Below are 13,147 nucleotides of genomic sequence, written 5' to 3' on the forward strand. Positions count from 1 at the left end.
TTCACCCCTGTTGGCAAGCCTGTCGTTTGTTTTTATAACCTGTGTTTATAATCTGGAGATTTACATGAGCCTGGAACTGTTCAATCAGCTTGAGCAAAAAGTCACCGATACGGTGGACGCACTGGAAATGATGAAGCTGGAAAACGAAGAGCTGCGCGATGAAAATGCCAAGCTTAAGCAAGAGCGTGAAGAGTGGGAACGCCGCCTGAACAGTCTACTGAGCAAGTTTGAAACCAGCGATACGCCGAGCACCACTAGCTAAGCGTACGTGACAGCAGTACCGCGTCTTCCCGCCCGGCGGTTCCCTGCACTGCCGGGTAGTAGCCTTTACGCAGCCCATCCACGCCAAAGCCCCAGCGCTTATACAGGCTAATAGCGGCCACATTGCCCGCACGCACCTCAAGCAGCACACGCTCACTTTGCCACTCGGCCACTTTCTGCAGCGCTGCATTCATCAGCCCACCGCCCACCCCAAGGTGGCGATGCTCGGGCAGTACGCCAATCGCCTGCAGCTCAGCATCAAAAGGTAAGCGCGCGACGATGGCATAGCCCACCAACTCCCCGGCTTGAATACACCCTAATACGCAGCTTGTCGCATCGGTTAAGGCCTCATGAAGCTGAGCATCACTGGCCCCGCTTTGGGCCTGCGCTTCAAGTGCCATCAACTGGGCAAGCTCGCTCTCCTGAAGCTCGTTTATCGTGCGCTCAGTCACGACTGCTTGGGCCTTTCTCAAGCGTCTGCCACTCTTGGCCAAGCACGTTTAAAGCAGGCCACAGTTCCCGCTTGGCCTGCGGATTCTGAATCAACCCGGCAAGCGACGGCCCTTGCCATATCGGCAGTGCCAGCGTTTGGCTGTGTGTTTGCTGAACGTTAAGCACCTGCCAAATCTCGTCGGTCTGTTGCGTCTCATGTTCGCCCCACCACAGCACACGCTCAAGCTTCCAGCCCTTCCGGCTTGCGCTACCCTCGATAAACGCTGAAAGCCCCTCGCGGGCTTCTTCAAGCGGCTCTGCGACTTCAAAAGCGTTGGCCATGGGCGGCCATTCAAACAGCATGATGCTGGGCAGTTCGCCCTGCTGAATGCTGGCAGCCTGCAAGATATTGCTTAGCAGCTGCTGCTCTTTAGGCGTGATATTGCCAGGGTGCAAACTCAGCCAGCGCTGGCCAATACACATGCAGGAAAGCGCAAAGCGCAGGGGCTTGGCAGAGGTTGCGGGTGTCGGTTTGGGCGCAGGTGATACTGCTTCTTTTTTAACGGGCGGCTCAGCGACCGGCGGGGCCTGCCCAAGCAGGGCCCGCACTGACAAAGGCGAAGCCTCAGGCGATGGTGTGCTTAGCTCAGCCGGTTTGGCTTCTTTGCGCGGCGGCGGTGCGTCATCAAGCACCGCTTGCAGGCGATCACGCGGAGGTGTTTTTTCCGGTGGCGTATCGTCCCACTCGCAGGCTTCGGTCGGCAGTGCATTCGGCAGCTGATAGCGCGACGCCCAGGCGGTAATGCCCATGGCGTCGAGGTAGTAACGGCGGGCAACTTCTGGTGTCACTGGCCGCCGCCACGACAGTTAGGTGAATCAGGACGCTCACCGCCCCGCGTCTGCCATTCAACCGGTGTATATAGATGTAGCGCCAGGGCGTGGACCGGTCCGGACAGTTCGTCGGCCAGCAGCGCGTAGATTTTCTGGTGGCGCTTCACCGGCATTAAGCCGTCGAAAATATCGCTTACCAGCGTCACCTTAAAGTGGGTTTCGGAGTTGGCGGGCACGTTATGCATGTGGCTTTCGTTTTCCACACGCACTGCTTCAGGCGCTAACGCCGCTAACTTCTGCTCGATCTGTGCTTGCACCGTCATGCATGCTCTCCTCGGTATTTAACGTTTTTATTGTACGCGCTTACTGGCTGCCAGACGACGTCCGCCGCTCAACAAGTGCACGCCGGGCGACAGAAATTCTTGAAAGGCTTGCCAGCAGCGCCAGAAAAGACGTAGCGGCTCCCAGCCACAGGGTTACCTGAACGGCCAAGCCAAGCGCCAAAGCGGCGCCCACCATGGCAACCCCCAGCGACTGACCCACCGTGCGGATAGTACTCATAACGCCCGATACGTTGGCGCTACGCTCAGGGGGCAGACTGCCCATCATTTCGCGATTATTGGGCGGCTGAAACAGGCCAAAACCGATTCCGCACAGCGCCGTGCGCCAAAGGCTTTCCGCCACGCCCATGGTTTCATCCACCAGCGCCAGCGCGATTAATCCAGCAATCAACAGTCCAAGCCCGGCGCTTGAAAGCACGCTTGGGTTAATGCGATCGGCAAGCCGGCCCGCTAGTGGGCCCACCACCATAATGGCGAGGGGCCATGGGGTAAACAGCCAGGCGGTTTCCAGCGGCGTAAAGCCCATTTGCTCCTGATAGAAAAACGATAGCGCTACAAACGTCAGCCCCTGACCAATAAACGCAAGCCCTGACGCCGATACTGCAAGGGTGAAGCGCTTTTCAGCAAACACGCTAAGCGGCAGCAGCGGATATGGCGCGCGGCGCTGACGGGCAATAAAACCTGCAAAGCTTGATACCGCCAACAGCACCCAGGCACCCACTTGCCAGAAAGGCGCCGCGTGGCCCACGGCATCCATGGCCAAAAAGAAGCTTGCCAGCATCAGCATGGAAAGCAGCGCACCCAAAAAATCGAAGCTGCCCTGGCGAGGCTTATCCTTTGGCAGGGCCCGGTTCGCCAACCATAGCGAACATAGCCCCAAGGGTAGATTGAGCGCAAACAGCCACGGCCAATCGGCAAACGATAGAATTACCCCGCTAAGCGTGGGCCCTGCGGCATAGCCGCCCGCCACGACCAGCGCGCTTAATCCCAAGGCGCTGCCCAGCAGACGCGAGGGAAAGATAGCCCGATAAAGCGCAGGGCCAATCGAGAGCGTGGCGGCAGCGCCCAGGCCCTGCAAAGCGCGAAACACCAGCAGCGCTTCCAGGTTACGGGAAAGCGCGGCACCCAGCGCGCCCAGCATGAAGGTGGTCAATCCAAACAGGTAAATATGCCTGCGAGTGACCAGCTCGCTAATCCCGGCAAATACCAGCAAAAACGCCGCGCACACCACCTGAAACATATTGGTGATCCATACCGCACGCGACGCCGATGCGTTTAGATCCGCGGCGATAGTGGGCAGGGCAAGATTGATCATGGTGGTATCCACCACCGCCATCAGCGTACCGGTAATCAGTGCCAGCACCGCTAACGCACGTTCAGGCCCGGGCAGGCCGTCGTCTCCAGGACGGGTTTCAAACAGTCGCATGGGTGGGATGTTCCTAAAACGAAACGACTAACACGTTAAAACCGGCCTAAGCCGGTTTTAACGTGTATGAACGCAGCCGCCTGAATGCGGTTACGACATTAGCTAACGCCGTGCGTTAATCCTGGTCGTTGTCGAGCAGCAACGCATCATCAACATCAGAAATTTCAAGCGCTGTCTCATCATCCAGGTCGATGGCGAGATAGCTGTGCTCAATGCGCAGAAATTCCTGAAATAGGGCCCAGTTAAGCGTTTCCGGCCACTGACGTTCGTCCTCTTCCCAAGCGCGCAGCTCGGTCTCGAGAATTTCGGCAAAGCGGTCACGTACAAAGGTTTCAAGCGCTTCCGGGGTGTCCATCTCAGGGATAAGATAAACGGTACTTTCACGTTCGACGTCGTCCAGTGTCAGGTCGTCGTCTCCCATGGTGGGTTCCAGCGCATTGATCCAGTCCACAAAGGGCTGGGTCGGCCTGACGCTCAGAGCGGAGCGGTTAAGCAGTTTCATGGGATTCTCCTCGCCGTCGAAACGTTGACCATTATGGGCGCTAAAACGCGCCCTTACCAACTTTTAGTCTACTTCGGGACGCATCGCCGGGAATAGCAGCACATCACGAATGGAGGGGCTGTCGGTAAACAGCATCACCAAACGGTCAATACCAATACCTTCACCGGCAGTGGGCGGCATGCCATATTCCAGGGCACGCACGTAGTCTGCATCGTAGTACATCGCCTCTAGGTCGCCCGCCTCTTTCTCGGCAGCCTGCTCACGGAAGCGCTCGGCCTGGTCCTCGGCGTCATTCAGCTCCGAGAAACCGTTGGCAATTTCACGCCCGCCCACAAAGAACTCGAAGCGGTCGGTGACAAACGGGTTGGCATCGTTACGTCGCGCCAACGGACTGACTTCGGCCGGGTATTCGGTAATGAAGGTTGGCTGGTCGAGCTTGTGCTCGGCTACTTCTTCAAAAATTTCCGTTTGGACTTTACCCAGTCCCCAGCTGTCCTTGACCTTGATGCCCAGTTTCTGGGCGGTTGCACGCGCCGCCTCCAGGCTATCCAGATCCGCATCGCTAATGCCGTCGCCATGATCCAGAATCGACTGCTTGAGCGTCAAACGCTTGAACGGCTGGCCAAAGTCGTAGCTTGCGCCCTGGTATTCAAGCGTTGTGGTGCCCAGCACTTCTTCGGCTGCGGTACGCAGCATCGCCTCGGTCATGTCCATCAGGTCGTTATAGTCGGCATACGCCCAGTAGAATTCGACCATGGTGAATTCAGGGTTATGCCGCGTCGAAAGCCCTTCGTTACGGAAGTTGCGGTTGATTTCAAACACCTTCTCGAAACCACCCACCACCAGGCGCTTGAGATAAAGCTCCGGCGCAATACGCAGGTACATGTCCATGCCCAGCGCGTTGTGGTGGGTAACAAACGGGCGCGCCGTCGCACCACCTGGAATCGCCTGGAGCATGGGTGTTTCCACTTCCATAAAGCCACGCGTTTCAAAGAAACGGCGCATGGAGCTGATCACCGCCGCCCGTGTCTCAAATGCCTTGCGCGACTGCGGGTTCATGATCAGATCGACATAGCGCTGACGATAGCGCGCCTCTTGATCCGTCAGGCCGTGGAATTTATCCGGCAATGGACGCAGGCTCTTGGTCAGAAGCTGGGCATCGACCATCATCACGTACAGATCGCCCTTGCCGGATTTATGCACCGGGCCGCGGGCCGCCACGATATCACCGATATCCCAGCCCTTGATGTCTTCAAGCACATCCGCCGGCAGGCCTTTTTTATCGACGTAAAGCTGGATCTGCCCCGCCACGTCCTGAATAACAATAAACGGGCCGCGCTGGCGCATAACACGCCCCGCCACCGACGCCTGGTGGTCCAGCGTCTCCAGTTCGGCTTTGTCTTTATCGCCCAGCAGGTCTTGCAGCTCGACGGTCAGGCTATCGCGGCGGAAGTCATTTGGGAAAGCGCTCTTCCCTTGCTCTGCGGCCAGCTCACGACGCGCGGTGAGCTTGGCGCGACGCTCGGCAATAAGATGATTTTCGTTTTCAGGAGAAGACGCGTCTTGGTTAGCCATGGGGCACCCTATTCATGTTCGAACGCTAAAAAGATTACAAACCTTGCTTGAGGCTGGCGACGATAAACTGATCTAAATCACCGTCGAGGACCTTGTCGCAGTTGCTGGACTGTACGCCGGTGCGCAAATCTTTAATGCGCTGGTCATCAAGCACGTAAGAGCGAATTTGGCTGCCCCAACCGATATCGGCCTTGGAGTCTTCTGCCTCTTGCTTGGCGGCATTACGCTTTTGCATTTCATGCTCCCAGAGCTTCGCCTTTAACTGCTTCATGGCAAAGTCACGGTTAGCATGCTGGCTGCGCTGGTTCTGGCACGCCACTACAATCCCGGTAGGCTCATGGGTGATCCGCACCGCCGAATCGGTGGTGTTAACGTGCTGACCGCCTGCGCCGCTGGAGCGGTAGGTATCAACGCGCAGGTCCGATGGATTGATCTCGACCTCGAAGCTGTCGTCGACTTCCGGTGACAGGAAAACCGACGCAAAAGACGTATGACGGCGGCCGCCGGAGTCGAACGGGCTTTTGCGCACCAGTCGGTGCACGCCGGTTTCAGTGCGCAGCCAACCAAAGGCGTGGTCGCCCTGAACGTGAAGAGAAGCCGACTTGATACCCGCCACTTCACCGGCGGAAATTTCGGTTATTTCAGCCTTGAATCCGTGGCTTTCTGCCCAGCGCAGGTACATACGCAGCAAAATATTGGCCCAGTCCTGAGCTTCCGTACCGCCGGAACCCGACTGAATGTCCAGGTAGGCGTTGTTTTCATCCATCTCGCCGGAAAACATGCGCCGAAACTCAAGCTTTTCAAGCGCTGTCTGAAGGCCATCAAGCTCTTTGCGCACTTCTTCAACCGTGCCTTCGTCATCTTCCATTTCGGCGAGTTCTAAAAGGTCACGGCTATCGCCAAGGCCCTGATCCAGTTCGTCGATAGTGGCAACGATCGCTTCGAGTGAAGAGCGCTCTTTACCCAGCTTTTGCGCATAGGCTGGGTCGTTCCAGACATTCGGGTCTTCAAGCTCGCGAGAGACTTCTTCTAGCCGATCTTTACGCTCGGCATAGTCAAAGATACCCCCTAAGAACGTCTGTCCGCTCAGACAGGTCCTTGATCTGGTTATGTATCGGGTTGGTTTCCAACATGGATCGCCCTGGCCTTGGTCAATATGACACGGTTCAAAAGAAAGATGCGCCGCGATGGCGTCTTGGCTGGATGTTCCAAGCCAGCACCACAGCGGCGAAATTCTGAGAACGCATTGTAACGAAACCTGGCGCTTCTCGCATCCATCGCCATATACCGCCCATGATTAAACCCGGCTTTTTGCCGGGTTTAAGGGGTCATCTTATTAACGCTTAAAGCGCAGGTTTAAAAACGCTGTTTTAGAAACGCTGTTTTAAAAACGATAGGTTAGCTGGGCACCAAAGCCATGGGCTTCGTTTTTATAGTCCGCTGAGTAAGTTGCGCCGCCCACCGGCACACCACCGGTTGCAGGGCTTGCCAGCAGATCGCTACGCTCTTGCTCAAGCGAGGTACTACGCTCGGTCAAGTAGGAGTAGGCAAAATCAAGCGTCATGTCAGGCGTTGGGCTCCAACCAGCACCCAGGGAGAATATCCGCCGATCATCCGAGGGGATGCGCACGCTGCGGTCCTCATCGTTGGTAGGTGTGTAATCCAGCGTCACCCCGGCCCGCAGCGCGAGCGTTGGCGTCAGCTGATACTCACCGCCGGTCGCAAACGCCCAGGCATTGGAGTAGTTCTGAGGCTCTTGGGTAATCGTATCGCCTGCGCCGCCCTGCACTAGAATCTGGTCAAAGTGGCTCCAGCGCACCCAGGAGGCGCCAAACATCAACTTCAAACGGTCGGTCATTTGCTGAGTCAGCGAGAAGTTGACCGTTTCAGGCGTGGTGAGATCTAGGCTCGCACTGTCATCAGCGCGTACCACATTACCCGCCGGGTCACGGGCAACAAAGGAACCTTCCAGGGTGTAATCGACTTTCGAGCGGTAGGTTAAACCGAAGGTGGTCTCCGGCACGGGCTGGTAAATCACGCCTAGATTGTAACCCCAGGCTTCGTCTTCGCCCTCTACGCGTGAATCGATATCACCGGCGGCATTGAATCCGGCACTGGAAGGCAGTTGACGGCGCAGCTCGCCGTCGACCTTGTTATAAGTAACGCCAGCACCCACGGCCCACTGATCGTTTAAGCGGTAAGAGACGGTCGGCTGAGCAGACATGACCGTGACTTCGGTGTAGTCGCCAAAATAGCGGCCCTGAAAGTTGCCTTCATACTCGGTTTTAGAGCCAAATGGGGCATATACACCAAACCCGAAAGCTAATCGGTCAGTCACCGGCTGGGCATAGAAGGCAAACGGCACCAGAGTGCCTGGCACCATATCGCCATCACTGCTGCCGGGAATACCGCCAACAGGTATCTGCGTTCCCGTCGGCGCACCGCCAGTAGCTACGCCTGAATCCAGGGTGCGGCTCGCCTGGACATTATCAATATCGGTATTAACGTTTAGATAGGTGCCACCTACCGTTACCTGAGCACGATCGAGAAACGACATACCCGCCGGGTTACCGTACACAATCGTTGCGTCGTTCACATTGGAACTGCGCCCAGCATGACCATAGCCCTGGCCACTAACACTCTGCTCGTTAACCTGGTAGCCGCCAGCGTTGGCTGTACTGGCGGTAAAGACAGCGGCTGACACCGCTGCTGCTAGCGTGAGCTTCTTAAATTTATTATTCATGGTTAGCCTCTTGTCCCAATGATCCTACGAATGGATGCATCCGCCTGCGCTTATTTATCTGCTTATTTTTTGGTGACTAGTTTTTATACCTCGGTCTTACCTCTCAGTTTTGGCCTAAAGTGTCTTTGGGTTCAAGGGGCAAACGAGCGTTTTATTTTGTTTTTTGCTTATACATTAGTCGCACGAGCGTTTTAAATCGTTGTTTTAGTCGTTTTAAGTCTTTTTAGGGAATTATTTAAGCACCTCGCTTGACCTATGTGTAACCCACAGGTTTTACACTTATGGCATTCAAATCGCTTAATCGGCCACCGGATTAATGCCAGAAGGAGGGCGCCATGAAAGTCAGCGAGCTTGCCAAACACGGCGGTGTTACTGCAGAGACAGTGCGTCATTACACCCGCGAAGGTTTACTTTCCCCAAAGCGCCATCCAGAAAACGGCTATCAACTCTTTTCAAGCACCGACCTTGAGCGACTGCACTTTATTCAGCGAGCACGCAAACTGGGATTTAGCGTAGCGGAGATACGCGACATTCTCCTGCATGCCGACCACGGCGACTCGCCCTGCCCGCTAGTGCGCGATCTGCTCGCCAGCCGCCTGCCGCAGATCCGCACGCGTATTGCTGAGCTTGAAGCGCTGGCCCAGCGCATGGAGCAGGCGCTGGAGTGCTGGCAGCACATGCCGGACGGCACGCCGGATGGGCATAGCCTGTGCCGCCTTATTGAAAGCTTCCCCGATGAGCCATCCACCCAGGAGGCGTTATGAGCGCTACCCCCGATTCGCGTCATGTGGCGCTTCGCACCGTTACCAGCATGAGCTGCCAGGGCTGCGTTAAGCGGATGCGCGAGGCCATTCAGGCAGAAGACCCAGCGGCTGAGGTGGTGGGCACCCCGACTGAAAAACGCCTTGAAGTTACGACAAGCCTGGACGATAGCCGCCTGGACGCGGCGCTTAAGAAAGCTGGCTACCCGGCCAGCAACGACCCCGCATCGCCAGCAGCGCCTGAAGCATCTCAAGAGGCGGCTGATATACCGGTCACGGCTGAACAGCGCCCCAAGCCAGGTCCCAATCTACGCCTGGCGATTAGCGGCATGACCTGCGCCAGCTGCGTTAAAAGCGTTCAGAATGCCTTGGAAAATACTCAGGGTGTGGAAGCCGCGAGCGTCAACTTCGCAACCCACACCGCCCAGGTAGTAGGCAGTGCCGATGCGCAAGCCCTTATCACCGCGGTCGCCTCAGCCGGCTACACGGCGGAGCCGATTGTGGATATGCGCGAAGCCGAACGCGTTCGCGCCGAACAGGACGCCACTACCTATCGCCAGCGGCTGCGGGGCAGCGCCATCGCGCTGACATTGGCCATTCCGCTGATGCTGAGCATGTTTATCTATCATCCGCATGTCATGGGCCTGGGCCGCGTTTACTGGCTGGTGATTGGCCTCTTGACCTTGGGTGTGCTCGCATTTCCAGGCCGACACTTTTTTGTTAGCGCGTGGAAGAATCTCAAACGCCATCAGGCCAATATGGATACGCTGGTGGCGATGGGCACGGGTACCGCTTGGCTCTACTCCATGGCGGTGGTGCTGTTTGCGCCCTGGCTGCCTGAAATAGCCCAGGGCATTTATTTTGAAGCCTCAGCGATGGTGGTTGGACTTATCCTACTGGGGAACGCCATGGAGCTTCGCGCTCGTGGGCGTACCAGCAATGCGTTAAAGCGCCTGCTTGATTTGCAAAGCCGCACGGCACGCGTCATTCGCGACGGCCAGGAGCAAGAGGTAGACGTGGATGAGGTACGTGAAGGCGATCAACTCCGCGTGCGCCCCGGCGAGCGCTTACCCGTCGATGGCGAAGTCACCGAAGGCCAGAGCCATATTGATGAGTCCATGCTGACCGGCGAGCCGCTGGCGGTCAGTAAGCAAACCGGCGATGACGTCAGTGCAGGCACGGTCAATGGCCAGGGCGGGCTGGTTTACCGCGCGACCCGTGTGGGCCGCGATACCCGCCTTGGGCAAATCACCGAGCAGGTCGCCAGCGCCCAGAATTCGCGCCCGCCGATTGGTGAGCTGGCGGATAAAGTATCGAGCATCTTCGTGCCGTCCGTCATCATTATTGCCGTACTGGCGGCACTTGTATGGTTTAACGTTGGCCCTGAACCACGCGTAATTCATATGCTGGTGGCGGCCACGACCGTGCTGATTATTGCCTGCCCCTGCGCACTGGGTCTGGCTACCCCCATTTCCACCATGATTGGCGTGGGCAAGGCCGCTGAACAGGGCGTACTGGTAAGAAGTGGCGAAGCGCTACAGACCGCCAGCAAATTGACCACGCTGGTGGTCGATAAAACCGGCACGCTCACCGAAGGCAAACCCAGCGTCACCGATGCACAGCTGTTTAGCATGAATCAAACCACTGCGCTGGGCCTGGTTCATGCCCTGGAGCGCGGTTCTGAGCATCCACTGGCAACAGCCCTTATCGCTTACGCGGATGCGTTGGGCGCCGCGCCTGCCGATATTCAAGGGTTTGAAAGCGTCACGGGCGGCGGTGTAAAAGCCGAAACCCGCGACGGCCAAGCGCTGCTGCTTGGCAATGCGCGCCTGCTTGAAGGCAGCGGCGTCGATCTTTCGCCTGCTCAGCAAGACGTCCACGCACTGCAAAACAAGGCGCGTACGCTGGTGTATCTGGCAGTGGATAATCAGCTAGCGGCGCTATTTGGAATTAGCGACCCATTACGCCACGATGCCGTCGCGGCGGTTAAGCGCCTGCAGCAGGATGGTCTGAACGTGGTCATGCTGACCGGTGATAATCAGCATAGCGCCGCGGCGATTGCCCGCGAAGTGGGTATTACAACGTTCAAAGCGGGCCTGACACCCGAGGACAAGCACGCCGAAATTGAGCGTTTACAAAAGGCAGGGGAAATCGTAGGCATGGTGGGCGACGGCATTAACGATGCCCCGGCGCTGGCGCGCGCCAACGTCGGCTTTGCGATTGGCCAGGGGACGGATATCGCCATGGAAAGTGCGGGGATTACGTTAATGCGTGGTTCGCTTCACGGCGTGGCCTCAGCGATTGAAATCAGCCGCGCCACGCTTGCCAACATCAAGCAGAACTTGGTGGGCGCCTTTGGCTATAACGTGCTGTGCATCCCAATTGCGGCAGGCTTGCTCTACCCCGTGACCGGCATGCTGCTTTCACCGATTATCGCGGGGGTCGCCATGTCGCTCTCCTCTATCACCGTGGTGAGTAACGCTAACCGCCTGCGGTTCTGGAAGCCCACTCAACAGGAGGTCTCATGAGCTTACTGGTTAACGCAGCGGGCCTTGGACTAATTGCCCTGGTCGTCTGGTGGTTCTGGCTAAGTTAACGGCTTGCGCCAACGCGCCTACCTAGCGGTAAGCGCCTCTTTTATCCAAAACGATTTTTTTACAAATCTTAAGACGTCACCCATAATGACATAAACATATGTCTCTATGGGTGACAGTGATGAGTCTTGAAATAAGCAGCATCGTCAATCGTGAAGGCTTTATCATCGCCGACGCGCTTCTTGATGAGCTGCATATCACTAAGCGTGAGTTCGCACATGCGATTGGGCTGAGCCACAGCGCTATCATCCGCAAGGATCGCCTGCATGCCGTTTCTACTCAGCAACGCTTACGCCAAACGATGGAAATCCTCAAACGCATTGAGCCTTGGGCAGGGTCGATAAGCGCTGCATGGTCCTGGTACCGCACCCACCCCATTGCGCCCTTGGGCGACCTCACCGCAGAAGAACTGGTCAGCCACGGTCGGGCGAATGATGTTCGTACTTATCTCTCGCACATTGCCGAGGGGGGTTATGCGTGAGCCTGCGGGAATTCGGCTTTCAATACCAAGGGATCGTCTACCGAGGTCATAATCCAAGGTGGCAGCATGCGCCAGCATCAGGAGAAGGCGCTGCTCGCAATGGAGGCCGCTGGAACCCTGCTGGCCTGCCCGCGCTTTATACCAGCGAACGTTTTGAAACGGCTTGGCTTGAAGCACAGCAAGGCTTCCCCTTCAAAACGCAGCCGCTAACGCTCTGTAGCTACGAGGTAGATTGCGGCCCGATTCTCGACCTGTGTGACTCAGCTATTCAAGCGCGCGTGCGCGCCCACCCAGCGACCTGGATACAAGAAGCCTGGTTAGATAAGAAGATAAGACGCGACCCCGTTATTGCCTGGGAAATCGCTGAGCGGTTGATCAACATGGGCTTCACTGGCATTCGTGTGCCCTCACAAGCGAAGGGGGCAACCAACCGAGATGTTAATATCGTTTTCTGGAAATGGTCGCACCAAGTGCCTACTAAGGTCTGCGTGATAGACGATGAAAAACGCTTGCCCGACGCGCCCCAATAGGCAGCTTGAAGAGTGGTGATTGCCAATTAAAGCGGCCATTCAACTCACGCCGATATACCGCCCCGGCTTATGGTTCAGGGCGATGATCAAGTTCAGTGTCAGCGCCCCCAGCACCGAGTAGCCAACGCGGTCTAACGGTAGCTGGGTAAGCGCCACCAGCAAAATCACCCCGTCGATGCCTAGCTGCACATAGCCCGCTCTCAGGCCGTGGCGGTCCTGCAGGTAGAGCGCCAGAATGTTGATGCCGCCAAGGCTTGTACGGTGGCGAAACAGCATCAGCATGCCAATGCCCATCAATGCCCCGCCCATGAGTGCCGCGTAGAGCGAAGGCACGCTTTCAAACTGCACCCAGCCCTGGGTTAATTCAGAAAATAGCGATACCAGGCCAATGGCGATAAACGTGCGCAGCGTAAAGCTCCACCCCATACGCTTGATCGCCAGGTAGTAAAACGGCAGGTTGATGGCAAAAAACCACAGCCCAAACCCCCACTGCGTCACGTAATTAAGCAGCAGCGCCAAGCCCGCAGTGCTGCCCGTTAGCAGCACCGCTTGGGTATAAAAAGTAACGCCGAGTGCCACGAAAAACGTGCCCAGCAGCATCGCCATCACATCCTCATATAGGCGGTGCGGGTCGTTGGGTAAATCTTCCATGCGCATTAAAACGCCCTTA

Annotated in this window: 14 protein-coding genes; 5 read left to right on the forward strand and 9 right to left on the reverse strand. The window is 56.9% G+C overall.

What is annotated here, in order from left to right; all coding sequences use genetic code 11:
• Nucleotides 1-64 precede the first annotated feature (64 nt).
• Nucleotides 65-262, forward strand: a complete 198-nt coding sequence (locus ACT3R7_RS04665) for a cell division protein ZapB (protein WP_018918300.1) — start codon at nucleotides 65-67, stop codon at nucleotides 260-262.
• Here ACT3R7_RS04665 and ACT3R7_RS04670 read toward each other — a convergent pair.
• From ACT3R7_RS04670 to ACT3R7_RS04705, 8 genes are all read right to left on the reverse strand, one after another.
• Entirely contained in the window at nucleotides 255-713 is a 459-nt protein-coding gene (locus ACT3R7_RS04670; RefSeq protein WP_319643906.1) for a GNAT family N-acetyltransferase, read from the reverse strand. The two genes, ACT3R7_RS04665 and ACT3R7_RS04670, sit on opposite strands and share 8 nt — an antisense overlap.
• Entirely contained in the window at nucleotides 706-1,542 is an 837-nt protein-coding gene (locus ACT3R7_RS04675) for a hypothetical protein (protein WP_193091003.1), read from the reverse strand. Before ACT3R7_RS04675 ends, ACT3R7_RS04670 begins: the two co-directional genes overlap by 8 nt.
• Nucleotides 1,539-1,847: a BolA family protein gene (locus ACT3R7_RS04680; RefSeq protein WP_192538714.1), complete on the reverse strand. Its 309-nt coding sequence runs from the start codon at nucleotides 1,845-1,847 to the stop codon at nucleotides 1,539-1,541. The genes ACT3R7_RS04675 and ACT3R7_RS04680 overlap by 4 nt, the downstream gene beginning before the upstream one ends.
• Before the next feature lie 40 nt (nucleotides 1,848-1,887).
• Nucleotides 1,888-3,291, reverse strand: coding sequence for an MFS transporter (locus ACT3R7_RS04685; protein ID WP_193091002.1), 1,404 nt, complete (start codon nucleotides 3,289-3,291; stop codon nucleotides 1,888-1,890).
• 115 nt (nucleotides 3,292-3,406) lie between these two features.
• Complete coding sequence (locus tag ACT3R7_RS04690) at nucleotides 3,407-3,793, reverse strand: hypothetical protein (RefSeq protein ID WP_018918305.1); 387 nt, start codon at nucleotides 3,791-3,793, stop codon at nucleotides 3,407-3,409.
• A 63-nt stretch (nucleotides 3,794-3,856) separates the two neighbouring features.
• Nucleotides 3,857-5,368: a lysine--tRNA ligase gene (lysS, locus tag ACT3R7_RS04695; protein WP_193091001.1), complete on the reverse strand. Its 1,512-nt coding sequence runs from the start codon at nucleotides 5,366-5,368 to the stop codon at nucleotides 3,857-3,859.
• A gap of 34 nt (nucleotides 5,369-5,402) precedes the next feature.
• Nucleotides 5,403-6,501 (reverse strand): peptide chain release factor 2 gene (prfB, locus tag ACT3R7_RS04700; protein WP_193091000.1). Its coding sequence is split into 2 segments (ribosomal slippage): nucleotides 5,403-6,425 and nucleotides 6,427-6,501, totalling 1,098 coding nucleotides; the frame shifts between segments, so codons are not numbered across the junction.
• 251 nt (nucleotides 6,502-6,752) lie between these two features.
• Nucleotides 6,753-8,111: an OmpP1/FadL family transporter gene (locus tag ACT3R7_RS04705; RefSeq protein ID WP_193090999.1), complete on the reverse strand. Its 1,359-nt coding sequence runs from the start codon at nucleotides 8,109-8,111 to the stop codon at nucleotides 6,753-6,755.
• 335 nt (nucleotides 8,112-8,446) lie between these two features.
• Between ACT3R7_RS04705 and ACT3R7_RS04710 the strand changes: the two genes are divergently transcribed.
• The 4 genes from ACT3R7_RS04710 (at nucleotide 8,447) to ACT3R7_RS04725 (ending at nucleotide 12,477) form a co-directional block, all read left to right on the forward strand.
• Nucleotides 8,447-8,875: a MerR family transcriptional regulator gene (locus tag ACT3R7_RS04710; RefSeq protein WP_193090998.1), complete on the forward strand. Its 429-nt coding sequence runs from the start codon at nucleotides 8,447-8,449 to the stop codon at nucleotides 8,873-8,875.
• Nucleotides 8,872-11,400, forward strand: a complete 2,529-nt coding sequence (locus ACT3R7_RS04715; RefSeq protein ID WP_496198847.1) for a heavy metal translocating P-type ATPase — start codon at nucleotides 8,872-8,874, stop codon at nucleotides 11,398-11,400. The genes ACT3R7_RS04710 and ACT3R7_RS04715 overlap by 4 nt, the downstream gene beginning before the upstream one ends.
• Nucleotides 11,401-11,587: 187 nt before the next feature.
• Complete coding sequence (locus ACT3R7_RS04720; RefSeq protein WP_193090996.1) at nucleotides 11,588-11,947, forward strand: XRE family transcriptional regulator; 360 nt, start codon at nucleotides 11,588-11,590, stop codon at nucleotides 11,945-11,947.
• A complete protein-coding gene (locus ACT3R7_RS04725; protein WP_318782769.1) occupies nucleotides 11,944-12,477 on the forward strand; it encodes an RES family NAD+ phosphorylase in 534 nt (177 codons plus the stop codon). Before ACT3R7_RS04720 ends, ACT3R7_RS04725 begins: the two co-directional genes overlap by 4 nt.
• A gap of 39 nt (nucleotides 12,478-12,516) precedes the next feature.
• Here ACT3R7_RS04725 and ACT3R7_RS04730 read toward each other — a convergent pair whose 3' ends face one another.
• Complete coding sequence (locus ACT3R7_RS04730) at nucleotides 12,517-13,134, reverse strand: YitT family protein (RefSeq protein ID WP_192538722.1); 618 nt, start codon at nucleotides 13,132-13,134, stop codon at nucleotides 12,517-12,519.
• Nucleotides 13,135-13,147: the final 13 nt, after the last annotated feature.

Source organism: Halomonas sp. AOP43-A1-21, from assembly GCF_052376775.1.
Lineage (GTDB): Bacteria > Pseudomonadota > Gammaproteobacteria > Pseudomonadales > Halomonadaceae > Vreelandella > Vreelandella colorata.

Bases quoted from the DNA above. Each gene is read 5' to 3' on its own strand.
- ACT3R7_RS04665 (WP_018918300.1), top strand. From the start codon at position 65: ATGAGCCTGGAACTGTTCAATCAGCTTGAGCAAAAAGTCACCGATACG.
- ACT3R7_RS04680 (WP_192538714.1), bottom strand. From the start codon at position 1,847: ATGACGGTGCAAGCACAGATCGAGCAGAAGTTAGCGGCGTTAGCGCCT.
- ACT3R7_RS04685 (WP_193091002.1), bottom strand. From the start codon at position 3,291: ATGCGACTGTTTGAAACCCGTCCTGGAGACGACGGCCTGCCCGGGCCT.
- ACT3R7_RS04690 (WP_018918305.1), bottom strand. From the start codon at position 3,793: ATGAAACTGCTTAACCGCTCCGCTCTGAGCGTCAGGCCGACCCAGCCC.
- lysS (WP_193091001.1), bottom strand. From the start codon at position 5,368: ATGGCTAACCAAGACGCGTCTTCTCCTGAAAACGAAAATCATCTTATT.
- ACT3R7_RS04705 (WP_193090999.1), bottom strand. From the start codon at position 8,111: ATGAATAATAAATTTAAGAAGCTCACGCTAGCAGCAGCGGTGTCAGCC.
- ACT3R7_RS04710 (WP_193090998.1), top strand. From the start codon at position 8,447: ATGAAAGTCAGCGAGCTTGCCAAACACGGCGGTGTTACTGCAGAGACA.
- ACT3R7_RS04715 (WP_496198847.1), top strand. From the start codon at position 8,872: ATGAGCGCTACCCCCGATTCGCGTCATGTGGCGCTTCGCACCGTTACC.
- ACT3R7_RS04720 (WP_193090996.1), top strand. From the start codon at position 11,588: ATGAGTCTTGAAATAAGCAGCATCGTCAATCGTGAAGGCTTTATCATC.
- ACT3R7_RS04730 (WP_192538722.1), bottom strand. From the start codon at position 13,134: ATGCGCATGGAAGATTTACCCAACGACCCGCACCGCCTATATGAGGAT.